The sequence below is a fragment of the Bacillus sp. FSL K6-2839 genome, assembly GCF_038003365.1.
In the GTDB taxonomy this organism is placed as follows: domain Bacteria; phylum Bacillota; class Bacilli; order Bacillales; family Bacillaceae; genus Bacillus.
The window spans coordinates 1,836,920-1,860,829 of record NZ_JBBOOZ010000001.1 but is presented as its reverse complement, the minus strand read 5'-3'; the positions used below and the strand labels follow the sequence as shown (position 1 = coordinate 1,860,829).

30 protein-coding genes and 1 other annotated feature are annotated in these 23,910 nt (G+C 41.6%); of the genes, 21 read left to right on the top strand and 9 right to left on the bottom strand.

The genetic code is table 11. From position 1 onward, the window contains the following. Positions 1–79 precede the first annotated feature (79 nt). Complete coding sequence (locus MHH26_RS09425) at positions 80–238, top strand: hypothetical protein (RefSeq protein ID WP_340973252.1); 159 nt, start codon at positions 80–82, stop codon at positions 236–238. Beyond that, a complete protein-coding gene (locus tag MHH26_RS09420) occupies positions 231–560 on the top strand; it encodes a DinB family protein (protein ID WP_340973250.1) in 330 nt (109 codons plus the stop codon). The genes MHH26_RS09425 and MHH26_RS09420 overlap by 8 nt, the downstream gene beginning before the upstream one ends. 46 nt (positions 561–606) lie before the next feature. On the opposite strand, the gene proC is transcribed toward MHH26_RS09420, so the two are convergent. Continuing rightward, on the bottom strand, positions 607–1,434 hold the full coding sequence (proC, locus tag MHH26_RS09415; protein WP_034661197.1) for a pyrroline-5-carboxylate reductase: 828 nt from the start codon (positions 1,432–1,434) through the stop codon (positions 607–609). Positions 1,435–1,475: 41 nt separating this feature from the next. Next, positions 1,476–1,687, bottom strand: a binding site (T-box leader). 169 nt (positions 1,688–1,856) lie between these two features. Between proC and MHH26_RS09410 the strand changes: the two genes are divergently transcribed. Continuing rightward, positions 1,857–2,807 carry an MBL fold metallo-hydrolase gene (locus tag MHH26_RS09410; RefSeq protein ID WP_034661196.1) on the top strand — a complete coding sequence of 317 codons (951 nt, stop codon included), beginning with the start codon at positions 1,857–1,859 and terminating at the stop codon, positions 2,805–2,807. Between the two features lie 12 nt (positions 2,808–2,819). After that, positions 2,820–3,596 carry an SDR family NAD(P)-dependent oxidoreductase gene (locus MHH26_RS09405; protein WP_268495512.1) on the top strand — a complete coding sequence of 259 codons (777 nt, stop codon included), beginning with the start codon at positions 2,820–2,822 and terminating at the stop codon, positions 3,594–3,596. A gap of 65 nt (positions 3,597–3,661) precedes the next feature. Here MHH26_RS09405 and MHH26_RS09400 read toward each other — a convergent pair whose 3' ends face one another. Further along, the gene (locus MHH26_RS09400) at positions 3,662–4,990 is read right to left on the bottom strand and encodes a CoA-disulfide reductase (protein WP_340973245.1); all 1,329 of its coding nucleotides are present in this window, start codon (positions 4,988–4,990) and stop codon (positions 3,662–3,664) included. Between the two features lie 187 nt (positions 4,991–5,177). Between MHH26_RS09400 and coaA the strand changes: the two genes are divergently transcribed. Next, the gene (coaA, locus tag MHH26_RS09395) at positions 5,178–6,137 is read left to right on the top strand and encodes a type I pantothenate kinase (protein ID WP_034661193.1); all 960 of its coding nucleotides are present in this window, start codon (positions 5,178–5,180) and stop codon (positions 6,135–6,137) included. Positions 6,138–6,167: 30 nt separating this feature from the next. Here the strand turns inward: coaA and MHH26_RS09390 are convergent, their stop codons facing one another. The 4 genes from MHH26_RS09390 to MHH26_RS09375 form a co-directional block, all read right to left on the bottom strand. Then, positions 6,168–7,403 carry an MDR family MFS transporter gene (locus MHH26_RS09390; RefSeq protein ID WP_034661190.1) on the bottom strand — a complete coding sequence of 412 codons (1,236 nt, stop codon included), beginning with the start codon at positions 7,401–7,403 and terminating at the stop codon, positions 6,168–6,170. Between the two features lie 188 nt (positions 7,404–7,591). Further along, the gene (locus MHH26_RS09385) at positions 7,592–7,936 is read right to left on the bottom strand and encodes a YolD-like family protein (RefSeq protein WP_034661189.1); all 345 of its coding nucleotides are present in this window, start codon (positions 7,934–7,936) and stop codon (positions 7,592–7,594) included. A 15-nt stretch (positions 7,937–7,951) separates the two neighbouring features. Further along, positions 7,952–9,184 carry a DNA polymerase IV gene (locus tag MHH26_RS09380; RefSeq protein WP_034661188.1) on the bottom strand — a complete coding sequence of 411 codons (1,233 nt, stop codon included), beginning with the start codon at positions 9,182–9,184 and terminating at the stop codon, positions 7,952–7,954. Positions 9,185–9,333: 149 nt separating this feature from the next. Continuing rightward, positions 9,334–9,783, bottom strand: a complete 450-nt coding sequence (locus MHH26_RS09375) for a YfmQ family protein (protein WP_034661187.1) — start codon at positions 9,781–9,783, stop codon at positions 9,334–9,336. A 279-nt stretch (positions 9,784–10,062) separates the two neighbouring features. Here MHH26_RS09375 and MHH26_RS09370 point away from each other — a divergent pair, with 279 nt between their 5' ends. Both MHH26_RS09370 and MHH26_RS09365 read left to right on the top strand, forming a co-directional pair. Further along, positions 10,063–10,542, top strand: coding sequence for a GNAT family N-acetyltransferase (locus tag MHH26_RS09370; RefSeq protein ID WP_034661184.1), 480 nt, complete (start codon positions 10,063–10,065; stop codon positions 10,540–10,542). Next, positions 10,539–11,513: a GNAT family N-acetyltransferase gene (locus tag MHH26_RS09365; protein ID WP_334749659.1), complete on the top strand. Its 975-nt coding sequence runs from the start codon at positions 10,539–10,541 to the stop codon at positions 11,511–11,513. The genes MHH26_RS09370 and MHH26_RS09365 overlap by 4 nt, the downstream gene beginning before the upstream one ends. A 17-nt stretch (positions 11,514–11,530) precedes the next feature. Here MHH26_RS09365 and MHH26_RS09360 read toward each other — a convergent pair whose 3' ends face one another. Further along, positions 11,531–12,193, bottom strand: a complete 663-nt coding sequence (locus MHH26_RS09360) for an expansin EXLX1 family cellulose-binding protein (RefSeq protein WP_223249902.1) — start codon at positions 12,191–12,193, stop codon at positions 11,531–11,533. Between the two features lie 257 nt (positions 12,194–12,450). Here MHH26_RS09360 and MHH26_RS09355 point away from each other — a divergent pair, with 257 nt between their 5' ends. From MHH26_RS09355 to MHH26_RS09345, 3 genes are all read left to right on the top strand, one after another. Next, entirely contained in the window at positions 12,451–12,777 is a 327-nt protein-coding gene (locus MHH26_RS09355) for an iron-sulfur cluster biosynthesis family protein (RefSeq protein WP_034661177.1), read from the top strand. 12 nt (positions 12,778–12,789) lie between these two features. Continuing rightward, the gene (locus tag MHH26_RS09350) at positions 12,790–13,029 is read left to right on the top strand and encodes a YqkC family protein (RefSeq protein ID WP_003215790.1); all 240 of its coding nucleotides are present in this window, start codon (positions 12,790–12,792) and stop codon (positions 13,027–13,029) included. A gap of 306 nt (positions 13,030–13,335) precedes the next feature. Continuing rightward, complete coding sequence (locus MHH26_RS09345; RefSeq protein WP_307499865.1) at positions 13,336–14,598, top strand: Rap family tetratricopeptide repeat protein; 1,263 nt, start codon at positions 13,336–13,338, stop codon at positions 14,596–14,598. Positions 14,599–14,624: 26 nt separating this feature from the next. Here the strand turns inward: MHH26_RS09345 and MHH26_RS09340 are convergent, their stop codons facing one another. Further along, positions 14,625–15,557, bottom strand: coding sequence for an alpha/beta hydrolase (locus tag MHH26_RS09340; RefSeq protein WP_334749653.1), 933 nt, complete (start codon positions 15,555–15,557; stop codon positions 14,625–14,627). A 124-nt stretch (positions 15,558–15,681) separates the two neighbouring features. On the opposite strand from MHH26_RS09340, the gene MHH26_RS09335 reads away from it, so the two are divergent. After that, entirely contained in the window at positions 15,682–15,906 is a 225-nt protein-coding gene (locus MHH26_RS09335; protein WP_034661172.1) for a YqkE family protein, read from the top strand. Positions 15,907–16,076: 170 nt separating this feature from the next. Next, positions 16,077–16,343, top strand: a complete 267-nt coding sequence (locus MHH26_RS09330) for an LCI fold-containing protein (RefSeq protein ID WP_340973242.1) — start codon at positions 16,077–16,079, stop codon at positions 16,341–16,343. A gap of 86 nt (positions 16,344–16,429) precedes the next feature. Here the strand turns inward: MHH26_RS09330 and MHH26_RS09325 are convergent, their stop codons facing one another. After that, a complete protein-coding gene (locus MHH26_RS09325; protein WP_340973240.1) occupies positions 16,430–17,353 on the bottom strand; it encodes an aldo/keto reductase in 924 nt (307 codons plus the stop codon). Between the two features lie 167 nt (positions 17,354–17,520). On the opposite strand from MHH26_RS09325, the gene MHH26_RS09320 reads away from it, so the two are divergent. The 9 genes from MHH26_RS09320 to xerD all read left to right on the top strand — a co-directional run bounded on the left by MHH26_RS09320 (position 17,521) and on the right by xerD (position 23,803). Continuing rightward, entirely contained in the window at positions 17,521–18,078 is a 558-nt protein-coding gene (locus MHH26_RS09320; RefSeq protein WP_060596775.1) for an NUDIX hydrolase, read from the top strand. Next, positions 18,075–19,256, top strand: coding sequence for a TIGR00375 family protein (locus tag MHH26_RS09315; protein ID WP_307499859.1), 1,182 nt, complete (start codon positions 18,075–18,077; stop codon positions 19,254–19,256). The genes MHH26_RS09320 and MHH26_RS09315 overlap by 4 nt, the downstream gene beginning before the upstream one ends. Beyond that, positions 19,243–19,695 (top strand): GNAT family N-acetyltransferase, encoded by a 453-nt coding sequence (locus tag MHH26_RS09310; protein WP_034661163.1) that lies wholly within the window; start codon positions 19,243–19,245, stop codon positions 19,693–19,695. Before MHH26_RS09315 ends, MHH26_RS09310 begins: the two co-directional genes overlap by 14 nt. A 68-nt stretch (positions 19,696–19,763) precedes the next feature. Further along, positions 19,764–19,985, top strand: a complete 222-nt coding sequence (locus MHH26_RS09305) for a hypothetical protein (RefSeq protein ID WP_334749644.1) — start codon at positions 19,764–19,766, stop codon at positions 19,983–19,985. A gap of 109 nt (positions 19,986–20,094) precedes the next feature. Continuing rightward, positions 20,095–21,225, top strand: a complete 1,131-nt coding sequence (locus tag MHH26_RS09300; RefSeq protein WP_340973237.1) for a S8 family peptidase — start codon at positions 20,095–20,097, stop codon at positions 21,223–21,225. Between the two features lie 116 nt (positions 21,226–21,341). After that, positions 21,342–21,989 carry a stage II sporulation protein M gene (gene spoIIM / locus MHH26_RS09295; RefSeq protein ID WP_034661156.1) on the top strand — a complete coding sequence of 216 codons (648 nt, stop codon included), beginning with the start codon at positions 21,342–21,344 and terminating at the stop codon, positions 21,987–21,989. A 118-nt stretch (positions 21,990–22,107) separates the two neighbouring features. After that, complete coding sequence (gene fur, locus MHH26_RS09290) at positions 22,108–22,560, top strand: ferric iron uptake transcriptional regulator (RefSeq protein ID WP_003215577.1); 453 nt, start codon at positions 22,108–22,110, stop codon at positions 22,558–22,560. A 118-nt stretch (positions 22,561–22,678) separates the two neighbouring features. Then, the gene (locus tag MHH26_RS09285; protein WP_003215798.1) at positions 22,679–22,906 is read left to right on the top strand and encodes a YqzK family protein; all 228 of its coding nucleotides are present in this window, start codon (positions 22,679–22,681) and stop codon (positions 22,904–22,906) included. Between the two features lie 6 nt (positions 22,907–22,912). After that, positions 22,913–23,803, top strand: a complete 891-nt coding sequence (gene xerD, locus MHH26_RS09280) for a site-specific tyrosine recombinase XerD (protein ID WP_034661153.1) — start codon at positions 22,913–22,915, stop codon at positions 23,801–23,803. Positions 23,804–23,910 lie beyond the last annotated feature (107 nt).

Below are 23,910 nucleotides of genomic sequence, written 5' to 3'. Positions count from 1 at the left end.
ATAGACGATCCATCGACTTAGATAGAGTATGATAAAGAATAAGACTTACACTTATTTGAAGGGAGATTGTGAGGATGAAATGGAAACTGGAAAATTAACAAAAACAGACATCATTACATCGCTTCAGGAAAGTATCCGTGAACTAGAAAAGCTAGTGGAAACATGTGATGAGCACACGCTAGATCAATCTTTGGGAGAGGACAAGGTCGATCAAGCAAATCGCAGGGCATTTGTATGATACAGAAGAAGTCTGGACAGAGCGGATAGAGCAGGCGATATCAGATGAGCAGACGCCTTTTCAATCGTATGATCCTGAAATATATGTGAAGGAAAGAGGCTATGAAAGGTATAACGAGCAGGAGATCAAAGCACTGATTAAACGATTGAAAGAGAGAAGAAGCAAGACCCTTCATCTATTAGAAAAGGATACATGGGAGCAATCGGGTCTGCATCCTGAAGAAGGGATGATGACAGTGCAGATATTAGCTGAAACCATCGCTTTACATGAACAACATCATCTGGATCAAATTAAAGCCATTATGTCAAAGAGTGAACGTTAGCAGTATGTAAAAAAGCACCTGTCATCAAAACAGGTGCTTTTCTCTATCATTTATACGTGCTTGCTGAAAACATTTCGTTTAATTCTGCTGCGCGTTTTGTTGCCGATTTAACACAATCGACAACAGCCTCTTCAAATTGATAGGCAGCAAGTGTGTTTAGGCCGGCTTCTGTCGTTCCGCCTTCACTGGTGATTTCTTTGCGCAGTTCAGCAGGTTCTTTACCGCTGCCTTGAAGCATGTTAGCGGCGCCCGCAATCATCTGGCAAATGAGTAACTTCGCTGTTGCTTGGTCCATCCCAAGTTCCGAGGCGCCCCGCTCCATTCCTTCAATCAAATGATAAATGAAGGCAGGGCCGCTTCCTGCAATAGCTGTAACAGCATTCAGCTGTGATTCATCCAATACCGTCACATGACCGATCGTTTCAAACAGCTCGATTGCTTTATTCTTTTGATCCTCTGTCACTTCTTGACTTACGGCAATGCCTGTTGCTGATTGCTGAATCGCCGCTGATGTATTTGGCATCGCGCGAACCACCGCAGTCTTCTCGCCAGCATAGTGCTGAATCGTTTCAATGGAGATGCCAGCTAAAATCGAAATGATCAGCTGCCCATGTAAATGAGGCCGCACATCAGATATCCCGCTTTCCGCATCTTTCGGTTTTAAAGCAAATACGAGAATATCCGCTTCTTCATAAATAAAAGAACGAGAGAAATCCGTTTTGACCCCATAACGCACCTTTAATTCTTCTAGACGTTTTTCATTCGTTTTGTTTGTGACAATAATATCTTCATTTGACATGATGCCGCTTTTTAATAAACCTTTTATCATCGACTCTGCCATCGAGCCTGCACCAATAAATCCAATTTTACTCATAAGCTGCTCCTCCTTGTAGAAAATAAAAAAACCTCTCGCCTGAAAAGGACGAAAGGTTTTTCGCGGTACCACCCTCAATTAGCATGCAGACATGCATACTCAGCTCTAGTCCCTTAACGCGGGAAACGTTTAGGTTTGCCTAACAGCTCAAAGGGCAGGTTCAGCAAATAAGAGGACGGTGAGGCCTTACAGCCGGCGGACCTCACTCTCTTTCATCATTATTTTGCTTACTAATCCTTGTCATCGCGCATCTTATATTTGTTGTTCATTATGCAACGATGAACAAGTTTGTGTCAATAGGGACAGATAAAAAAATTGACCACCTAAACCGCATGACAGTCTGCCCTTTGCAAGATACAATGAATAAAGAAGACTGAGTTGTAATGAACCATGAGTCAAAAAGCAGGAGATGACATATAAAAGTGAAAGAAGACATCATTCAATTATCCATCCCTACACCGTTTGCTGTTGGGGATGTACATGCATATATATTAAAAGGAGAAGCCGTGACCTTAGTGGACTGCGGGCCGATGACAGAAGAGGCGGAGCACGCCTTTGTCGCGCAATTACAAGAGCATCGTTTATCGATAGACGATATTGATCAAGTGGTGTTGACCCATCATCATGCAGATCATGTCGGTCTTTTAAATCTGATGAAACCTCATGTCCGTGTGATCGGACACGAGTTAAATGAGCCGTATATTAGCCAGGACCCTGTGTTTAAAGAGCGTCAAATTGCTTTTATGGAGCGCTTTTTTCAGCAGTTAGGTGTGCCGCTTCGTCAAGGTGAGTGTGAAAGAATCGTGAAGCAATCTTATACATATTCCTGTACTGCACATGTAGATGACGTCATCAAAGAAGGCGATCGGTTGAAAGGGCATGAACACTTCTTCGTGATGGAAACACCGGGACATGCACAATCTCATCTTTCCTTTCTAGATGAAACAACGGGCCATTTCATTGGTGGAGACCTGCTTTTGACGACCATTTCTTCAAACCCGTTAATGGAAGCGCCGTTTGAAGGGGAGGAACGCCAAAAATCGCTGCTTCAATATAAAGCATCACTCAATCGATTATTGCATCTGCCAATCAAGACGATTTATCCAGGACACGGTGAGCTCATCACGTCTCATCATGAATTGATCGAAGAAAGATTTAAGAAACAAGAAAAACGGGCAAATACGATGTATCAGCTGCTCAAACGAAAAGAAATGACTGCCTTTCATCTTTGCCGCAAGCTATTTCCAGTGCTGTATGAAGAGGCCTTATTTTTAACGATGTCGGAGACAGTTGGGCAGCTGGATGTCCTCTTAGAAGCTGGACAAATTGAAGAAGTGCAAAAAGACGGAATTCTCTATTACAGGGCAAACTAAGGAGTGAAACGCATGGGGAGATTAACAGGAAAGAGGATATGGATTACAGGCGCATCTGGGGGCATTGGTGAAAAAATGGCGTACTTGGCAGCAGAAGAAGGCGCAGAAATCATTATTTCAGCAAGACGAATCGAAAAGCTGACGGGTGTAAAAGAAAAGATTATGAGTGCTGGCGGGGTGTGTCACATCGCTCAGCTAGATGTCAGTCACCTTGAGGACGTTGATCGCGCATATCAAGAAGTGGGGGCTGTTGATATTTTGGTTAACAATGCCGGTTTTGGTGCGTTTGATCTCGTTGAAGATGCTTCCATTGAGGAAATGGTGTCGATGTTTGAAGTAAACGTGTTTGGCTTAATCGCTTGCACGAAAAAGGTCATTCCAGAGATGAAACAAAGAGGACAGGGACATATTATCAATATTGCTTCTCAGGCAGGAAAGATTGCCACTCCGAAATCAGCCATTTATTCGGCATCAAAGCATGCCGTCCTTGGATTTTCAAACAGCCTTAGAATGGAGCTGGCAGACCTCGGCATTCACGTCACCACGGTGAATCCAGGACCGATCGCCACTGACTTCTTTACCATCGCCGATCGCAGCGGTGAATATGTGAAGAATGTTGAATTCATGATGCTTAGTGCGGACAAGGTGGCTGGGAAGGTCGTATCCGCTATGATGACGAAAAAAAGAGAGATTAATCTGCCCGGATGGATGAACGCTGGCAGTAAATTGTATCAATTATTCCCGTTTTTATTTGAAAAAGCAGCACGCAAAGCGATGATGAAAAAATAACAAAAAAGAAACCGGTCGTGAGCTGGTTTCTTTTTTTGAGATAAGACGCCATTGTGACCGTCTTTTTATCTCCGCCTTGCCGCTTGCTGAAGCGGGTCCCACACACTGTTAAAAGGTGGTGCATAGCTAATATCTAAGTCTTCTAGATCTGTTATGGTCAGCTGTTGGTAAAGGGCTGTTGCCATCACATCGATCCGTTTATCTACACCGTTTCTTCCGATGATTTGGGCACCGAGCAAGGTGTAGTCATCACTTCTGTAAATCAGTTTGACTTTCATTTTCTGCGCATCTGGATAATATCCAGCGTGATCCGTACTGTCAATGGTGATGGTGGAATAAGGAATGTCAGCTGCTTGTGCTTCCTTTTCTGATAAGCCCGTTCGTCCCGCTGTCATGCTCATAAATTTCATCACTGCTGTTCCAGTCACGCCTTGAAACGCCCGGTTTGTTCCCGTCATATGAAAACCAGCGATTCTTCCTTGTTTATTCGCCGTTGTGCCGAGCGGAATATAATCTAGTGATTGTTTGATGCGGTGATAAGTTGCTGCGCAATCCCCGGCAGCATAGATGTCTTTTACATTGGTTTGCATGTATTCGTTTACAACAATGGCGCCATTTGGAAGACGCTTGATTCCTGTTTTGTCTAAAAAGGATGTTTGCGGTGTGACGCCGATGGCCATGATGACCATATCCGTTTTAATGGTTTGTTTGTCTGTTTGAACAGCTGTTACATGTGACTCGCCCTCTAATGTCTGCACGGTTTCCCCAAGTGTCACGTGAATACCTTGGGCATCCGCCTCTTCTTTCAGATGCTTTGCCATATCGGGGTCAAAGCCCGGACCTAGTGTTGAACCCCGCTGAATGATATGTACTTTTTTTCCCAGCTTTTTTAAATTTTCAGCCATTTCTAAGCCGATATACCCGCCGCCAATGATGGTGACATGTGTGATATTTTGTTTTAAATGGTCTAAAATGGACAGCGCATGCGGAATGGTTTTTAATACGTGTACGCCTTCTAGCGGCTGATTGTCTAAACCCAGTGTGACGGGGCTTGCTCCTGTCGCAATTAAGAGGCGGTCATAGCTTTCGGTAAATGGTTCTTTTGTTTTCGTATGATGACCTGACACCGTTTTTTGCTTTGGGTCAATGGAGGTCACGTCGTGTAAGCATCTAGCATCAATTCCATATTTGTCGCGAAAGGTTTCAGTGCTGCGTGCAATCAGCTTGCTGTGATGATCAATGAGACCGCCGATCAAGTAGGGAAGGCCGCACTGTCCATATGAGAAAATCTCTCCTTTTTCAAAAGCGACAATATGTGCCTCTGGATCCTCTCTATATATTTGCATAGCACAGCTCATTCCTGCTGCATCTCCGCCAATCATCACATATTTCATTTGGTGTGCTCCCTTCTATCTATCGAACTGAATACTCTTATTTACCCTCATTTTCCTTTTTTTAATGCTTTTTTTCGCAAAAGAAGCAAACTTTAGTTGAAAAATAAAGACAGCGCCTTCATTTTAAGCTACAATCGGATTATCGTCTTTTTGGTTACGAGTTTAGTGAAGATTGGTGGGAAAGACTTTGAGTGACACGCGACTAGATTTTAATACTTTATATACACGCCATACAAGAGAGGCTTGGTCTGCTCTTGGGGAATATATGCCGGTATCTGTTTCAGAAGAGGAAGCGAGAGCACTTCAAGGATTAAATGACTATTTATCGCTTGAAGAAGTTCAAGATATTTACATACCACTTATTCGTTTTCTGACATTGCATGTCTTTGCAGAAAAACAAAAAAATCAGCATGTGAATGCCTTTTTAAACTACCCGCATCATGCGAAAATCCCTTTTTTAATTGGGATTGCTGGAAGTGTGGCTGTCGGGAAAAGTACAACGGCTCGTATCATTGAAACGCTTTTATCGAGACTTGGAGATGGGCTGAAAGTGAGTCTTGTGACAACAGATGGCTTTTTGTATCCTCAAAAAGAATTAAAGGATCGAGGACTCATGGAAAAGAAAGGCTTCCCGGAAAGCTATGATGTCAAAGCCTTGTTATCTTTTTTAAACGAATTAAAATCAGGCAAACAAACTGTTCATGCCCCGGTATATTCGCATCTGACCTATGACCGGCTTGAAGGGGTGTATGAAACAGTGGAGGATGCCGATATTGTCATCATTGAAGGAATCAATGTGCTGCAATCACCAGCGCTGGATGATCTGAAGGATGAACCGCGTGTGTTTGTATCAGATTTCTTTGATTTTTCGATTTATGTAGATGCTGCTGAAACGCAAATTCAATCATGGTATAAAGAACGGTTCCGTTTGCTAAGGGAAACAGCTTTCCAAGACCCTGAATCCTTCTTTCATCAATACAAAGATTTGACGGATGAAGAGGCAGATCACATGGCAAGCACGATTTGGAATACCGTCAATCGCCCTAATTTATATCAAAATATTTTACCGACAAAATATCGAGCCGATCTCATTTTGAAAAAAGGTGATCAGCATAAGGTGGAAGAGATTGCTATCCGCCGAGTATAAAGGAAAACCGCTCAAACGAGAGCGGTTTTTTTAATGATCTCCACTGACTTTAACAGCGACCGCAGCTGCGGATCGCTTTTTCAGGCGGTAGTATCCAATGAGTAAGAACGGGACACCTGCGATGGTGACCATCGACAAGACTGAAAAAATGGAGAAGGGATGGGCTGCGCCAAAATAGTCAATGCACAGTCCGCCGACAAATGGTCCGATGACGCTGCCGAGCTGAGAAAATCCCATCGCACCAAAGTACGATCCCTTTACTTCTGGCTTTGCCACATTGTCTACAAAAAGATCCATCATCGCAAACAGCAGAACCTCTCCAATTGTAAACACGACAATGATGAAAGCAAGCATGCCGAGACTCTGTGAAAAAGCAATAGCAAACAAACTGCCGGCAAGAAGAATATTCCCAGTGGTCAGCGACAAAATGGTGGAGTAGCGCTTGGCGATCATGATGAGCGGATATTGTACGACAATGACAACAACTGCATTTAAAGATAAAAGGTATCCAAACAGTTTCGGACCATCCTCAATCATAGGTGAAGCGGATAAATATTGAGGCAGCGTTGAGCTCAAATGCGAATACCCGAACGAACATAAGGTCACGCCGATGAGGATAATGCTAAAGACCGTATCTTTTTGGATAATGGAAAGGGCTTTTTTGACACCAATTTGTTTCGTGCTTTCTGGAGCAGCAACTGGATGTTTCTGAAATTGCCAGACCAGCGTTAATCCGTATAACAAGTAAATGAAGGCAGCAACGAGAAATGGGAATGTTGTTTTCGATGACCCGAGATATAAGCCAAGCAGAGGACCGAAGATGACCCCTATGTTAATGGCTGTATACCGTAAATTAAACACAAACAACCGAATACTTGATGGGGTGACATCAGATAAGAGCGCCTTAGATGTTGGTTCAAACAGTGCCCGGCACAGTCCGTTTAAAGCGTTCATGATAAAGAAGACCCAAATGGCATCTGCAAATGCAAAGCCAACAAAGACAAGTGACCAACCGAAGATCGATAGAAGCATTACCTTTTTTCTGCCGATACGATCAGAAATATATCCGCCGTAAAAACTCGCAACGATCCCAATCAGAGAGCTAACGGCAATGATTAATCCAGCAGAAGACGCTGAGGCGCCTTTGACTTGTGTCAAATAAACGGCCAAAAAAGGAATGCTCATGGACGTCGCCATTCGGCCAAATATGGTGCCGATGATGATCGTCCAACTAAGCGGATGTAACGTACGTAAGTTATTTTTCATGCTGTTTCTCCCCTGAGTTTGTAAGATGTTCCAATCATACATGAAAAATTGTGCAAATTAAATACACAATTTGATGGAGGAGACATCTGCCATATGGCAAAGAAGCAAGATTGGCTCGCCATTTGGAGGTTTGCTTTTTGCTGCCAGTGCTTCTATGTCACTGATTCGCGCGGTCATTTGGCGAAAATTTAATCAAGGTCGATCGCGACGATTTGCTGCAAGGACAGGTTGAGAACATCCTCATCATTGACGATTTTTATGCGCTGCGTTTCATAATGAATGGCTTTTACCCAGCCCCAAAACTGCTCTTTCATACCTGCTGCGGCATATGTCACGTAAATCGCTTGATCCTCGGTAATCGACTGTGTGATCAAAAAATTCATTTCCTCCAGCTGATCGGTGCTCAGCGGGGGAGGGGTGTACTCTTTTTTCTTCCGTTTTTGAGCAAGCAGCTGCTCCCGGTGCTCTGGAAGCATCATTCGGCTTGATTCCCACATGAGGTTGTATCCAGGTGTTAATTTATTGGGATTCATGGCTGTTCGCCTCCGTTATTTGTAATGTCCGCCAATTTTTTCGGCGCGGTGATACGCCTGCCCTGCGCTTGTCAGTGACGAAGCGTGCAGCAGGGCAGCAGGTCCATACTTCATGTGGATCGCATCAAATACTTTGCTGAGTTTGTCTTTTTGAACATGGTGATCAAATAAAGTCAGCTGATATTGGCTGTCAGACTGCAGCTGTGAGAGAGTAATCCCCACACTGCGAATGGGCTGGCCATCCCAGTGCTGCTTGCATAGCTGAATGGCTGCGTCTGCAATATCTGTCCCGTACTGTGTAGGTGAATGAAGCTTGATTTGTCTATGAAATCCAGTCGGATGAGAAAAATCAGCGCCTCTCACGCCAACAGACACTGTTTGCCCAAGATAATGCTTAAAGCGTGCACGTCTTGCCACTTCTTCACTCAATTCAAGAAGAGCGACTTTGATATCCTCAAAAGACGCATAATCATGGGGAAGAGTCATATGATGTCCAACCGCTTTTTGCTGATCATGTGTGTGAATGGTGACCGGAGAGGGATCATGCCCTAAAGCTGTTCGCTGCAAAAGCTCTCCGTTGATTCCCCAGCGTTTTTTAAGCCGGTCTAACGGATAAGCAGCAAGCGTCCCAATGGTACTGATGCCCATTCGTTTTAAATGGTGCTCCATTCGTTTGCCGACGCCAAATAATTTTCCAATCGGAAGCGGCCATAAATCAGCCGCAACACTGTCTGTACGAAGTTCATAGATACCAGATGTGTTTTTTTTAGCAAAATGGTCACAGGCCATTTTAGCGAGCACTTTATTAGGACCGATGCCAACACGTGCGTAAATGCCAGTCTGGTTCATAATGGTTGTTTGTATATTTTGAGCGATCTCGCGGGGAGAACCGAGTAGTGTCAGACTGCCTGTAATATCAAGAAATTGTTCATCAATTGAATAGGGTTCGACAAGATCTGTGTATTGTTCGAGCAGCTCTGTTATCATGACAGAGATATCAAGATAGCGCTGCATACGGGGGCGTACGACGACAGCTTCGGGGCATTTCTCCTGCGCTTCCCATAATCTTGATGCATTTTGTACGCCTCGTTTTTTAGCGAGCGGGCAGGCGGCAAGTACGACCCCGCTCCGCCGCTCAGGATCTCCAGAGACGATGAGCGGTACATCCTTCAAGTGGGGAGCCTCCACTTTTTCGACTGACGCATAAAACGATTGCATATCCACAAGCAGAATGGCTCGTTCATTCATTATTTTCACCTCTTAGAACATATGTTCCGTTTATATTGTAACCGTCAGGAGGCGAAATTGATACTGGTAAATCATTCAAAGAAAAGAGCGTAAATCCATACAAAAAAGACGAAGTGTCTTCCACTTCGTCTCATTTGATGCAACATATTTTAAGCATGTGCCAAGTTGTGGGATGTTTGGAGCGGCTCAGAACGCAAACGATAGGCCGTCAATTTTTTCTTAGGCTTATGTGTAAACTGCCGCACCACATCCACGTGGTCATCGTAATGATACAGATAAAGGGTCACATCATGTTTGCCAAGCTTTGTTTGCATGGTAAGCGGCGCCGGCCCTTCCTGCGGATGAAGAAAACGCTCTTCATCACCAGGATAAATATAATAGCGTTCAATAAAGATCGCATCATTAAAATGTTGAATAATTTCAGATACTTGCTGATCATTGAGCGGACGATCTTCAAACATGATCGTTGTTTGATCACTTGTTACTTTTGCATGCACCGCATAACGACTAAAAAGGCGTTCCACAACACCAGAAGGCAGCGAAGTGACAAGAAGCTTTAAAAGACTAAACACAACAAGTGAAGTAACAATCCAAACCAATATCATCATCTCCAATAAACATTTGTTACATTTCCTATATGAACCATCTTAACATACCAAAAGAATGAAACTTTCACACAAAAAGTGAACTTTTTGAAATAAGTGTGAAGATTTAAAAGGAGATGACGGCGAAAGAACGAAGAATCAACAAAGCTGAAAGGAAAAAGGCTGAGACGTGATCTTTACAAACAATTAATCGAACAGGTAGACTATTGAAACAACAGTTTTTTTTAAAAAAAAGAGAGCGGTAAGCCAAAAATGAAAAGGGGCGAGGTCATCATGATACGTCAAGTGAAGCCGTCAGATTTTTACGCCGTCACATCCGTCATCCAAAGCTGGTGGGGAGGCAGAGATTTGCGCGCAAAATTGCCGAAGCTATTTTTTGAACATTTTCAGCAAACAAGTTTTGTCGTCGTTGAAAAAGGTGAACTGATTGGCTTTTTAGTCGGTTTTTTATCGCAATCTCATTCAGATGAAGCGTATATTCATTTTGTAGGTGTACATCCAGACCATCGGAAATTAAAGATAGGAAAAATCCTATATCAAGCCTTTTATGATGTGGCAAAACAGGAAGGAAGAACAACCATTAAAGCGGTAACAGCACCTGTAAATAAAGTATCGATTGCCTATCATGCAAAATTGGGCTTTCAAATTGAAAAAGGGGACAAAACTGTAGAAGGAATCTCCGTGTTTTCAGACTATGATGGAATAAATGAAGATCGTGTTTTATTTGTGAAAAAATTAGAGGCAATGCAATGATTGTCAATTTAGATCAAACAATAAGTGATGTAGCAAAGCAGATCTTACATATTCAACTAGCTGCATACCAACAAGAAGCTGAACAAATTGGCTATGCCGATCTCCCGCCATTAAAAGAGACCATTCAAGATGTAATGAAAGCAAAAGAGCAATTTATTGGTTTTGAGCAAAAGGGAATCTTACTAGGTGTTGCATCTTATGAAGAGCAGAAAGATTATTTGATCATTAGTCGATTGGCTGTACATCCAAAAGCGCTAAAGCAGGGTATTGGAACAAGACTTATGTCCACAATTATGGAGAAAAATGTCCCTATAGAACTGACCACAGGGCAAAAAAACACCCCTGCAAAAAGGCTATACGAAAAGTTAGGATTTCTTGAAACAGATGTGATTCATGTTGTAAAAGAGCTCACCTTATCAAAAATGAAATGGAGACCAAGGCGAAAGGTTGAGGTTGTCGAATTCAAAAAAGAGTGGCATGAAGAATTCCATCAAGAAAAGCAGCAACTCAAGCAAATCATTCAAAAGAACTGGATAGAAGGACATCATATTGGTAGTACGTCAGTTGAAGGGCTTGTTGCCAAACCAATTATTGATATCTTAATAGAAGTAAGTCATATAAAAGAGATCGATAGAAAAAGAGAGAGCTTTGAACATCTTGGATATCAAGCGCTAGGTGAAAATGGCATAAAAGGGAGACGTTTTTTTCAAAAGGGTGGCTTGAATCGTACGCATCATGTCCATGTTTATGAGAGAAATCACCCTGATGTGAAAAGGCATTTATTGTTTCGAGATTACTTAAGGGCCCATCCAGAACGAGCTGTAGCGTATGCGTCTGTCAAGGAACAATTAGCAAATCAGTATCCGGAAGATATACAAAGCTATATGGCAGGAAAGAATGAAATCATAAAAGAAATAGAAAATGAGGCATATCACTGGGATAGAGAAGGAAGAGAGGAAGCTCTTAAATAAGCTACCTCTTTTCCTCGTTAATTAGGAAGCTGAACATTGCCTTTTACAATATAGGCCTGTGAAGCAGCAGTAGATGGAAGAGCGGGTAATTTATCCTTTACGATGACCCCGCGGATATCTGTGATTCGAACAGGAAGAGATTTAGACCCCATATTAAATCCAAGGAAATGGTTGTAGTCTGTCTTTTCCATGTTCACCCATTGTCCATCTTTGTAATATTCCATTTTCATAATCGGATATTTATGATTGCGCACTTGAATCGCAGCCCACCACTCACTGCTGCCTTCTTTTATTCTGTAAGCTACATTTCCGCTAATCGGTGCTTTTACAATTTTCCAACTAATTGGGATTTTTCCATCTGCCATATTACCGATTTTGGCAAAGGCATTAGGAGAAAGATCAAGAGCTCCTTTTGCTCCTTCTGGATATTTATCGGTTACATACACAACGGTTTTTCCTTTTGGACCCTTTACTTCAAGGTAAGCACCTGCAAGTGCCGCATTTACCCCTTTATAGTTATAGTCATGAGGATTTAAAGCCGTAATTTTCATGTCAGATGGAATAGGATCTAATAATGCGGAGCCCCCTGAGTAACCAGATCCCGTATAAGTCGCATAGCTTTCTCGTACTTCATCAAGGACAGATGCCGCTTTCATGTTTGGCACAGCGAAACTCAACATAAATATCAGTGCCCCGATGAAGCAGAGAGATAATCTTTTTTTCACGATCTAAAACCTCCTGTTTATTCTTTTAAAATTGGTAGCGTCATAAGTATAATTCTAAAAAACAAGAAGCGAAAAGAGCCAATAGATAGATATAATCCTAGTGAGAAGAGCGTGTATTTCAAAGAATATGACTTTCGGATTTAGTCGTGTGTCATGTTTTATGGTGTTTTATGTGTTACAATGTAAGCATCAATTTAAAAAGGATGTTCGCCATGTATATTCACATCACAGAACTGGCTAAAACATATATAGAAAAACAGCAAATAGGAAACGAAACTAAGGAATTACTGCTTCGCTACGATTCAGAAGGTTGTGGCTGTGCAGTGAGTGGCGTACCAATGCTTTGGTTAACAAGTGAAAGAACAGGTGAATGGGAACAACTGAATAATAGCCAACATTTAAAACTATATATACACATTGCACAGAAGGTATTTTTTGATGAGGAAATGACCATCGATTTTAATGAAAAAGCCAATACATTGATGCTGAAAAGTCCTCAGCAAATACTCAGTCCAAGAATGGGCATACTTGTAAAGTAAGGTGGAAACGTAGTGGATCAGAAGCTTAGAGTGATACAAAACACGGCACAAAATAAAACATGGGTGTCGTTTTTAAATAACAATCATCCCTATACCCTTTTGCACTGGTCAATAGGTGGAATGGACTCGGTGAAAAAGGACGTTTGGCTTCTTCAAGATGAAGTCACATTTGAAACGGAAGAATTTCCAACGCTCGAATTAGCTGTCAATTGGATCAAAGAGAATATGGAACAGGTAACAGATGTATTATAAAAGCCCTTTTTTGACAAAAGGGTTTTTTTCGTGCCTTCATCATCTCATCAAACAGCAGGGATGTCTAATCTGAAAAATGATCTTTTAAAACGCAAAAAAACCGTTTTATAACAACCAATTCGACAAAATGAGAAAAATAGAAATGAAAAAACCGTGGTTATAAATGCCGAAAAATAGGCAATGAAAGCGTTTATTGCGGGATACCGAAAACTTTGCGAAAAAATGACATTTCATATTTCTTCCATTCGAGGGAATGTGATAGAATACAACATGTATCGTATATGAGAAGGGAGGTGCTAAAGTGAATTGAAGCTCAAGCTGTCATCGCCTCAGGTTGGAATCAAAATAAACGAATGGTATAGGCAGATTTGCGGATTTCATGTCATGAAAGCAGAGAAGCTGAAGGCCGAGATCGAGCAGGAAATTCTGGAGATGGAACAGGATCAAAACTTGTTGCTGTTTTACCAGCTGATGGATTTTCGCCATAAGGTGATGCTTGAATATTTTGAACCGGCAAAGAAAGCCTCAAATGATGAAGAAATTAAGAACCTGCTAGAAACGATCGAACATTCGCAAACGAAATTAACGGACATGCTTGAATACTATGTTCATTTTTTCACAGGAATGTTTGAGTTTGAACAGCAAAACTATTTAAGTGCCATTGCTTATTACCGTTCAGCAGAAAAAAAGCTCAATCTTATATCAGATGATATAGAAAGAGCAGAATTTTACTTTAAATTAGCTGAAATATACTACCACATGAAACAAACCCACTTTTCGATGCACTATGCCTTGCAAGCGTTAGATACGTACTCTGCCTACAGAACGTACACGCTGAGAATCATCCACTGTGAATTTGTCATCGGTGCAAACTATGATGATTTGAAATGCTATGAACATGCATTACCCTACTTTAAAAATGCTCTAAATCGAGCACGCTCAATTGGAAACCCTCGAGTCATAGGTTCGGCCCTTTTCAACTTAGGTAACTGTTATTACCAAATGAACGATCTTGCGGAAGCAAGCCGTTATCTGAAAGACTCTCTTGAAGTGTTTGAAAAGGAGAATTTAACCCATCTTAATCGCTCTCTAGACCCACTATTTATGCTGACCCAAATCCTGTTTAAACAAAAACAAATAGAAGAGTCGTTAACCCTCTATCAACAAGGTATTATGAAAGCCTGTGAATTAGAAGATGAAATTTACATCTGCAAATTTCAGTTCTTAAAAGCATTATACGTTGATGCAGAAATAACGATCATAGACGATACATTAGACCTGCTCGAGGACAAGCGCTTATACCCAGATATTGAGGAATTGGCACTTGATGCGGCTCATTATTACAATGAGCTTGGACTGTATGAAGCATCTACACGGTTTTACGAAAGGAAGATTCAAGCCATATCAAAAATTCAAAATGGGGGTCATTTATATGAAAACGAGTTTGATAGTTCTTTTATTGGCAGCAACTGCAGGATTATCGGTCATGAGTCAGCAGCAATCGGAAGAGAGCCATATGGAGCTGGCGGGCAGACATCATACAACAGTGGTGACTATCGCATAAGTTAGCTCAAAAAGAGGAGACGAACCGCTGTTCATTCTCCTCTTTTATCTTCATTCGATTCAAATTGTTGAAGAAATCCTTGAACTTCTTGTTCATAAGCTGCCTTATTTTCGCTAAAAGACATCGCATGTGCCCCGTGCGGCGCTATAAATAGCTGTTTATCACCTTTTTTTCGAGCATATAGCTGCTGACTCTGCTCGCATGGAATATAGTCATCATGAAGACTATGGATAAAAAGCACAGGTTCTTTCACCTGATCGATCACATCCAGCGGTGAAACTTGCCGAATGCTGTATCCATCCCGCCATTTTAACACTCGATCACTTAGTGGAAGAATCCATTGCCCTGAAAGACGAAAATCTGTTTTTAATCGATAGAGAAGCTGATCCTCAAAAGAAGCAAAAGGACAGTCAGCTATGTAAAAATTGGCGCTTGCTTCCGGCTTTGCAGCATATAACAAAGTCGTGACTGCACCCATTGATTCTCCATGTATGCCGATAATGGCATTTTCCCCGAGTCTTTGTCTGAGCCACTTCGCGACCTGCGCTAAATCTTCTTTTTCGTAGTATCCATAACTCGTGGTTTTCCCGCCGCTCATTCCATGTCTTCTATGATCATAAAGCATCACATTCCATCCGAGCTTTTGGAATAATTTCATATACTTAACGGAATTAATCAAACTGACTGTGACGCCATGACAAAGTACGATGGTGCGTGTTGTATGTGGATGTGGGTGCGGCACAAAATAGCCATGAAGATCATAACCAAATGCTGAAGGAATACACACTTTCTCTTTTTTAAGCTGTTGAAACTCTTCGTGATGATAGTGTCCTTCATCTGATTCTCTTTTGATGAGCTCTTCATCTGTTAATTTTCGAATATACATCATTTTATTGGTGAAAAAAATGCCGATTGCAGCGAGCGGACATAATATCAAGGCAAGTATAGCGATCCATTTCTTCATCCAGCGGATTCTTCCTTTCCGAAGTTTTTCCTATGACGATCATACCACATGTTGGGAGATTGGCGTGACTCTTGCTCAGCAAATAAAACGGATGATACACTTAGGACAAAAGGAGAGAGGCACGATGAAAAAGACCAATCAAGAACAAGCGAAATTAAAGGACGGTATAAACGAGGATCTCAAACAGCAGCTTCTTCAAATGAAGCAGAACCTTGCCGCCCAGACAGAAAAAAGAGAAGAACAAAAACGACAAGACCTCCTTAGGCAGCAGAAAGAAAAAGAAAAAAATAAAAGCTTCTCCGAGCTGCTAGATGAAAGTCATTTGGACTGGAGAAAATATAAAAGCTAAAAAAAAGGAGCTCTGATGCTCCTTTTTTTCATGTCATCATTGAGATTGATCAACACGAAATGAACTTGTTCAAAACATAGGTGATTTGAGAGCAGACTCTTCTGACTCGTTCGAATTTCACTTCATTTCAGCTTCGTGAAAATATGATTTAAAACTAAATCCCAAGAACAATGCCTGGAGTTGCTTTATCTTTAGGATTGCTTTTACCTGTTTTTGGACAAGCTCTTGCTACAAAAGATTCAAAGGAAGCGGATTTTCGTACGTCGGTGACTACAATTGTTGATTGTTCTGTAACTCCTTTTAAAGGTGGAGGTAATCGATTATGTATGCATTCAGATAATGGCGTATTTGCAAATAATTTTCAACGTTTTGGTACTACATTTCACCTTAAAGGCAAAGCCGGAAATTATGCGTATTATGAAAGTGCAAATAGATAAGAGTACAGGGGCTTTTAGCCCCTTCTCATTTTTAATAGAGAAAAACACGATAAAAAAGAGATCACATAAAGCGATCTCTTTTTATGTTATTTAAACCGGTGCGCCTCATACACAGATGGTTTTGTATAGTAAGTCAATGCTTTTACTTCTTGGTCACTTAAAGAACGTGCATTTGCCGCTGCTACATTTTCTTTTAATTGTTCCACCGAGCTTGCGCCAAATACAACGGAACTGACCGCAGAATGCTTAAGCAAATATTGAATGGACAGCTCTGTGAATGATAGGTCATAAGCGACTTTCTTTAAAGAAGGAATGACCTGCTGGAGCTCGTCAAATGAATATTGAAGATAGCCGTTTTTTTGAATCGCTGCACTTGCTTGCGAAAGTGGTTTTTCAGTTAAAAGCCCTTTTGCTAAAGGTCCTCTTGCGACGACACTAATGCCTTGTTCTTCAAGAAGAGAGAACCATTCCTCTGGACGGCGGTCGAGTAAACTATATTGCATCATCACACTGACGATGTTGGATTTTTTGGCGTATTCTTTAATGACGTTTGGACGGATAGAAGAGATGCCATAATAGCGAATAACGCCTTCTTCCACTAATTCTTCAAAAGCCTCAATCGTCTCATCGATAGGATCATCTATCGTGCCTCCGTGCAGTTGGTATAAATCAATATAATCTGTTTGCAGCCGCTTGAGGGTTTGTTTCACGGCCTTTTTTATGTACGCCTTTGAAGGGTCCCAGTCCCAGTCAGATTTGCCTTTTTCAAAGCGGTTGCCGCCTTTTGTGGCCAAAATCAAATCTTGCCGCCTGTTTTTAATAGCCTCCCCGACAATTTCTTCATTTGTCCCAAAATCATATAAATCGGCTGTATCCAAATAATTAATTCCAAGGTCTATAGCCTCATCTAATAAAGAGAGCGCTTTTCCTTTTTCCGTTCCAAGGGACATACATCCTAGTGCTGCCTCGCTCACCAAAAGATCCGAGGTACCAATTCGTCTTTTTTTCAATTCCATCACACTCCTATCCCTTCACATTAAGTGAAAAAAATCTGGAATTCAAGCTAGGTGATTTCAAGTGGCGCATTGAAGCAAGCGTTCGCATTTCGCTTCTCCTAAATCATCTATGTTAAAATGAATGAAGTAAAAAGTGAAAGTAGAACGAGGAGCTGACAAAATTGAAGGACTTTGAAGAAAAAACATTATCGACTAAAGAATTATATAACGGAAAAATCATTGATTTGGTTCTTGAAGATGTAGAATTGCCAAACGGAAAACAAGGCAAACGCGAAATCATCAAACATCCTGGTGCAGTAGCCGTCATTGCTCGTACAGACGAAAATAAAATCATCTTGGTCAAGCAATACCGTAAAGCACTAGAGAGAGCCATCGTTGAAATTCCGGCTGGAAAATTAGAGCCAGGAGAAGAGCCGGCACATACAGCACTGCGAGAATTAGAAGAAGAAACAGGGTACACCACTCAGCAGCTCCAAAAGCTGACGGCCTTTTATACATCACCTGGTTTCGCAGATGAAATCGTCCACATTTATCTTGCAGATCAGCTGGTTCCGCTTGAAGAAAAAAGAGAGCTGGATGAAGATGAATTTGTTGAAGTGATGGAAGTTTCATTAGAAGAAGCCTTGCACCTCATTGAAAAGCAGCACATTTATGATGCAAAAACAGCCTATGCCATTCAGTACTTACAATTGCAAGAGGTACTTAAGTCAACAAAATGAGGGAGTTTTTTGCAGACATCCATATTCATATTGGCAGAACAAGAACAGGCAGAGCTGTTAAAATTACAGGTGCAAGGTCACTGACAATTGACCAAATTCTCATTGAAGCAACGCAAAGTAAAGGGATGGGGATGATTGGTGTGATTGATGCACAATCTCCAGAAGTCCTAGAAGAATTAATAGAGGGTGTAGAGGAAGGCAAGTATACTGAACTAAATGATGGCGGTCTATCATTTGGACAGACCGTGCTGCTTTTAGGCAGTGAATTAGAAATTAACGATAACCATTCAAAAGGTCCAATTCACGTGCTTGCATTTATGCCCACACTTCACAAAATGTCTGAGTTCTCCGCATGGCTCGCGCTTCATATGAAAAATGTGCATTTGAGTTCACAGCGCCTCTATGTTGATGGGAAAACACTTCAGCGCAAGGTCAAGGAGCTAGGAGGCTTGTTTATTCCTGCTCATATTTTCACGCCGCATAAAAGCTTATTTGGCAAAGGAGTCAACACGTCTTTAACGGAAGTATTCGACCCAGACCTCATTGATGCTGTTGAACTAGGACTTAGCTGCGATACGTCAATGGCGTCCCAGATAAGTGAGCTGAACCGTTATCCCTTTTTAACGAATTCAGACGCTCATTCTTTAGGAAAAATTGCGCGAGAATATACAAAAATCCGAATGGATCATGCCTCTTTTGCCGAATTCAAACTAGCCCTTGAAGGGAAAGAGGGAAGAGCCATTACAGGAAATTATGGACTCGCTCCTCGGCTTGGGAAGTACTATCATACAACCTGCGAGAAGTGCGGAGTAAGACCTAGCGCGCTAGATCAAGAAAAGTGCCACGCATGCGGACATACCCGGATGACAAAAGGGGTGAGTGAGCGTTTAAAGGAGCTTGCTGACCAAGAAAGTGACAAAGGAACAAGACCTCCTTATGTTCATCAGCTCCCGCTTCAATTTATTCCGGGTGTCGGAGCCAAAACGCTGGAGAAGCTAAAAGCCGTGTTTCACACAGAGATGAATATCCTTCATCAAGCAACAGAACAAGAACTAAAAGCTGTCCTGCCAGAAAAAACAGCCAATTACATCATCAAAGCAAGAAAAGGTGAAGTCGAACTGATCGCTGGCGGGGGCGGAGTGTACGGTAAGGTGGATATCAATCATGAATCAAGTTAACTGGACATGTCAAACGTTTGACCAATTAACAAAAGAGGATCTTTACCTAATTTTAATGGAAAGAGTCAATGTGTTTGTTGTCGAACAAACATGCCCTTACCCTGAAATTGATCACCGGGATCAAGAAGCGCTTCATCTGTCTGCAAAAGAGGACGGCACGATTGTGGCTTATTGCCGAATTTTTCAAAGCGGAATCATGTACGAAGAGGCGTCCATTGGCCGCGTTCTTGTGACGCAGGCAGGCCGAAAAAAAGGCTATGGAAAAATGCTGCTCAGCAAGGCTTTGGAAAAGCTGAGTGAATTAGGTGAAACAAGTGTCAAAATTCAGGCGCAGGCCTACTTGAAGTCGTTTTACGAATCATTTGGTTTTAAGGCCGTTTCAGATTGTTATGATGAAGATGGAATTCCGCATCTTGATATGGTGAAAACAGAAAGATAGGCGTGTATACGTCTATCTTTTTTATGTCACATCGTGTATCATAACGTCAACGAAAGGGGTTTTGCCAAATGGGAAAAAGCAATGCAAAGAAAAAACGAGAACATATTCAAAGGCAGCACAGCCGAAACCGGGAACTGTCGAGAGGAAACATGCCGCACTTTAGCACACATGAAAGAAAGACAAAAACAAAACAAGAAGCCTTGCAGCACATGATGAAAAAACATAAAAGAAGGAATGCTTATGACCACTATCAAGAGGATCATAAGCATTTTTATTTTGCTTTTTTGTGACAACTAGTTCAAATAAATGGAAAAATTTTAAAAAATAGGACAAACGGTCGTTTCTTTTTGTCTGAAAATGTAGTTAAATGACAAAAAGATGAAAGGGAGAGTGAGTATTGTGAACGTCAAGTCAATTGGAGCAGGGCTTTGTATGGCAAGTATGATGCTGGCATCGGTCACGTTCGGCGCCTCACATATTTCTGCAAAGGAGCAAGCAAAAAAAGAGTACATGATCGGCTTTTCTTCTTCCGTTCAAGATCATACACAAAAACAGCTTGTCGAAGAAGCTGGTGGGCATGTAAAAGAATCCATAGAGCAAATAGATATGATGAAAGTTTCCTTGAATGAGGCATCGAAAGAGAAACTGAATCAGAGAAAAGAAGTGACCTTCATTGAGGAGGACCAAAAGGCAAAAACAAGCGGTCAAACGATCCCATATGGCATCAAAAGCATCAAAGCACAAAAGGTACATAAACGGGGATACGCCGGACAGAATGTCAAAGTAGCCGTTCTTGACAGCGGCATCGATGGCAAACATGAAGATTTACATGTCACCGGCGGAGTCAGCTTTGTTCCAACAAAGTCAGATCCGCTTGTTGACCCGCATGAACACGGAACGCATGTGGCAGGCACAATTGCAGCGTTAGATAATAAGGTAGGTGTCGTTGGTGTTGCACCAAAGGCTTCTATCTATGCGGTCAAGGTGGCAGATGAAAATGGTGACGGCTACTATAGCTGGATCATTAAAGGAATTGAATGGGCCATTGAGAATGACATGGATGTCATCAATATTAGTATGGGAGGAGCAAGTGAATCTGAAGCGCTGAAAGAAGCGGTAGATCGAGCATACGACAAAGGGATTCTCATTGTGGCTTCTGCTGGGAATGCAGGAAGTTATGGCTCTCTCAACACGGTTGACTATCCAGCTAAGTACGCCTCAGTGATGGCGGTTGCCTCTGTTGACGAAAGAAAACAAAGAGCCTTTGATTCATCTGTCGGCGAAGAAGTGGAAGTCTCAGCACCGGGCGTTTCAACGCTCAGCACCATTCCTCATAATGAATATGGCTATAAGAGTGGAACATCCATGGCATCACCGCATGTAGCGGGCGCTGCGGCTGTCATTCTATCAAAACATCCGAATTTGACAAACGATGAAGTGCGCGAGAGACTTTCAAAAACGGCTGCAAAGCTTGGAGATCCTTTTTATTATGGTGCCGGGCTTGTGAACGTACAAAAAGCCGCCCGATAAATGATAAGAGAGAGCAGTGTTTGGGCTGCTTTCTCTTTTTTCTTTCAATAAAACTGTCATGTTTCGTAATCTCTCTCATAGAATCTAGTAACCTTTACTATTTGGGAGGAAGACGCATGCGGAAAAAGTCTTGGAAGGAACATCTTCTACAGCACGTAAAAGACCATCTATCGATTTATTTGTTTGTCTCTGTACTCTTTTTAATGGGCGTGATCTTTGGGGCCATCATCGTTAATAGTATGACAATTAGTCAGAAAGAGGATTTATTCTATTATTTAAATCAATTTTTTGGTCAGCTGACGAATGAGAAAGCAGCAGAATCAAAAGAAATGTTTTTGCAAAGCTTTTTGCATCATATGAAATATTTAGGTCTTATGTGGATACTAGGAATATCTATCATTGGCCTGCCGCTCATCTTTCTCATGATTTTTTTAAAAGGAATTGTCGTTGGGTTTACAGTTGGTTTTCTAGTAAATCAAATGGGGCTGAGTGGTTTTTTCCTTTCGTTCGTATCGGTTCTTCCGCAAAACATATTGCTTATTCCAGCCTATTTAGTGATTGGTACATGTGCGATTGCGTTTTCCATCCGTCTCATTGGGCAGCTGTTCATGAAAAAAACCATCAGTCAAGCACCTGTTCAGTGGTTCGCCCGGTATGCATCTGTTTTGCTGATGATTTTAGCGCTTGCTGCACTTTCGTCCTTTTTTGAATCTTACGTATCTTTCATGCTCATGAAAAAGCTGGCAGGTGTTCTTTTTTCATAATTTTATAATCGTTATTAAATAATAATCAATTTATTTATCAATTTAAAATGATTATAGTTGGCTCTCAGCACATCATTTGATATAATGATCAAGTAATGTGGCGTAGGAGGGAAAGTCAATGGAAAATCGGATTGATCGAATTAAGAAACAGCTTCATTCTTCCAGCTATAAGCTCACGCCACAGCGTGAAGCAACAGTAAGAGTACTGCTTGAGAATGAAGAAGACCATTTAAGTGCAGAAGATGTATACCTCCTCGTAAAAGAGAAGTCTCCTGAAATTGGTCTTGCTACTGTTTATCGAACGTTAGAATTGCTAACTGAACTGAAAGTTGTTGATAAAATTAACTTTGGAGACGGCGTTTCGCGATATGATCTTCGCAAAGAAGGAGCCGCTCACTTCCATCATCATCTTGTCTGCATGGAATGCGGGACAGTCGATGAGATAGAAGATGATTTATTAGAAGACGTTGAAGAGATTATTGAACGTGACTGGAAATTTAAAATTAAGGATCATAGATTGACATTCCATGGTATTTGCCACCGGTGTCATGATGATGAATCCGGCAAATAATCCGAATTGGAACCTTTTCATTTAAGATGAAGAGGTTTTTTGCATTTTCGCTGTATATTCCTTGTCCCACCTGGCATATGCTGAAGTAATGAGAAGCTTGAGAAAGGACATGAAAATCATGCGAAAATGGCTCAAAACAACAGGTGAAGTGATGAAAGTATTCATCTTGTTCACTGGTTTTACCGTCTTGTTCTATTATGCTATGATATGGATAAATTCAGAATATGAAAGCTACCATCGTTATGATAAACCAGAGGGTGCAGCAATTAAAGTGATGGAAATGGATCAGCCGAATCAAGACAACTGGCAAGACCGATTGATTTATTTTTATCAAAACGGGGAGTAGAAATCATTGAACGATCAATTATCCGACTTTATTCATTTTATGACAGTAGAGAGAGGACTCTCTGAAAATACCATTGTTTCTTATAAACGAGATTTACAGAACTACTTGTCTTTTTTAATGACACATGAGCAGCTGACGGATATCAAAGATGTCACGCGCCTGCATATCATTCATTATTTAAAGCAGCTAAAGGAGGAAGGGAAATCGAGCAAAACGTCAGTGCGGCATCTATCCTCGATCCGTTCCTTCCACCAATTTTTGCTCCGGGAAAAAGTGACAACAGATGATCCGTCATGGAACATTGAAACGCAAAAAACAGAGCGGAAATTACCGAAAGTACTATCACTAGGGGAAGTCGAAAAGCTGCTTGATACACCCAATCAGCACACTCCCTTTGACTACCGTGACAAAGCGATGCTCGAGCTCTTATATGCAACAGGCATTCGCGTCAGTGAAATGCTGGACCTGACCCTTGCTGATGTTCACCTCACAATGGGCTTTATCCGTTGTTTTGGAAAAGGAAGAAAAGAGCGGATTGTGCCAATTGGTGAAGCTGCTGCAAGTGCGATTGAAGAATATATCGAAAAGGGAAGAAGCAAGCTGTTAAAAAAACAGCCGGCAGATGCCTTATTTCTCAATCATCACGGAAAAAAAATGTCGCGGCAAGGCTTCTGGAAGAATTTAAAAAAACGAGCCATCGAAGCAGGGATTCAAAAGGAACTCACACCCCATACACTCAGGCATTCATTTGCAACACATCTGCTTGAAAACGGTGCAGACCTAAGAGCCGTGCAGGAGATGCTCGGACATGCCGATATCTCAACAACACAAATTTATACACATGTGACGAAAACAAGACTGAAAGATGTGTATCACAAATTCCATCCAAGGGCATAAGTAAAGCATGACACAGTGAACGTGTGTCATGCTTTTTCATGTTTGCACCGTTTATGGTTGTCAACCGGCTTGTAAACGGTTTATACTTGAGATGTCAGACCTCTCTT

What these genes read in the sequence shown, in the direction of transcription:
- MHH26_RS09310 (WP_034661163.1), top strand. Translation starts at nt 19,243, where the DNA reads ATGAATCAAGTTAACTGGACATGTCAAACGTTTGACCAATTAACAAAA.
- proC (WP_034661197.1), bottom strand. Translation starts at nt 1,434, where the DNA reads ATGAGTAAAATTGGATTTATTGGTGCAGGCTCGATGGCAGAGTCGATG.
- MHH26_RS09390 (WP_034661190.1), bottom strand. Translation starts at nt 7,403, where the DNA reads ATGAAAAATAACTTACGTACGTTACATCCGCTTAGTTGGACGATCATC.
- MHH26_RS09285 (WP_003215798.1), top strand. Translation starts at nt 22,679, where the DNA reads ATGCGAAAATGGCTCAAAACAACAGGTGAAGTGATGAAAGTATTCATC.
- MHH26_RS09315 (WP_307499859.1), top strand. Translation starts at nt 18,075, where the DNA reads ATGAGGGAGTTTTTTGCAGACATCCATATTCATATTGGCAGAACAAGA.
- MHH26_RS09335 (WP_034661172.1), top strand. Translation starts at nt 15,682, where the DNA reads ATGAAAAAGACCAATCAAGAACAAGCGAAATTAAAGGACGGTATAAAC.
- MHH26_RS09365 (WP_334749659.1), top strand. Translation starts at nt 10,539, where the DNA reads ATGATTGTCAATTTAGATCAAACAATAAGTGATGTAGCAAAGCAGATC.
- MHH26_RS09355 (WP_034661177.1), top strand. Translation starts at nt 12,451, where the DNA reads ATGTATATTCACATCACAGAACTGGCTAAAACATATATAGAAAAACAG.
- MHH26_RS09340 (WP_334749653.1), bottom strand. Translation starts at nt 15,557, where the DNA reads ATGAAGAAATGGATCGCTATACTTGCCTTGATATTATGTCCGCTCGCT.
- spoIIM (WP_034661156.1), top strand. Translation starts at nt 21,342, where the DNA reads ATGCGGAAAAAGTCTTGGAAGGAACATCTTCTACAGCACGTAAAAGAC.
- MHH26_RS09425 (WP_340973252.1), top strand. Translation starts at nt 80, where the DNA reads ATGGAAACTGGAAAATTAACAAAAACAGACATCATTACATCGCTTCAG.
- MHH26_RS09330 (WP_340973242.1), top strand. Translation starts at nt 16,077, where the DNA reads ATGCCTGGAGTTGCTTTATCTTTAGGATTGCTTTTACCTGTTTTTGGA.
- MHH26_RS09360 (WP_223249902.1), bottom strand. Translation starts at nt 12,193, where the DNA reads ATGTTGAGTTTCGCTGTGCCAAACATGAAAGCGGCATCTGTCCTTGAT.
- MHH26_RS09380 (WP_034661188.1), bottom strand. Translation starts at nt 9,184, where the DNA reads ATGAATGAACGAGCCATTCTGCTTGTGGATATGCAATCGTTTTATGCG.
- MHH26_RS09385 (WP_034661189.1), bottom strand. Translation starts at nt 7,936, where the DNA reads ATGAATCCCAATAAATTAACACCTGGATACAACCTCATGTGGGAATCA.
- MHH26_RS09370 (WP_034661184.1), top strand. Translation starts at nt 10,063, where the DNA reads ATGATACGTCAAGTGAAGCCGTCAGATTTTTACGCCGTCACATCCGTC.
- MHH26_RS09305 (WP_334749644.1), top strand. Translation starts at nt 19,764, where the DNA reads ATGGGAAAAAGCAATGCAAAGAAAAAACGAGAACATATTCAAAGGCAG.
- fur (WP_003215577.1), top strand. Translation starts at nt 22,108, where the DNA reads ATGGAAAATCGGATTGATCGAATTAAGAAACAGCTTCATTCTTCCAGC.
- MHH26_RS09400 (WP_340973245.1), bottom strand. Translation starts at nt 4,990, where the DNA reads ATGAAATATGTGATGATTGGCGGAGATGCAGCAGGAATGAGCTGTGCT.
- MHH26_RS09405 (WP_268495512.1), top strand. Translation starts at nt 2,820, where the DNA reads ATGGGGAGATTAACAGGAAAGAGGATATGGATTACAGGCGCATCTGGG.